Raw genomic sequence first — 243 nt, forward strand, 5'->3', positions numbered from 1 at the left:
CGAGCTGGTCGACCTGCGACGCGGAGACGACGGCTTCGACGGGGCCGTGGTGGGGCTGGGCGCCCTCGGTGTCGTGACCGAGGTGACCCTGGACATCCGGCCGACCTACGACGCGCGCCAGCGGCTCTTCGCCGGGCTGCCGTGGGAGGCGGTGCTCAGCCGGTTCGACGAGGTCACTTCCGCCGCCTACAGCGTCAGCCTCTTCACGACCTGGCAGGAGGAGACGGTCTCCCTGGCCTGGCT

At 71.6% G+C, this 243-nt stretch carries 1 pseudogene; it reads left to right on the forward strand.

The features are described 5' to 3' along the window. A pseudogene (locus SB717_RS38810) lies at nucleotides 1-243 on the forward strand (FAD-binding protein); the annotation flags it as partial.

The sequence above is a fragment of the Priestia sp. SIMBA_032 genome (genome assembly GCF_046535215.1).
Taxonomy (GTDB): Bacteria; Bacillota; Bacilli; order Bacillales; family Bacillaceae_H; genus Priestia; species Priestia aryabhattai.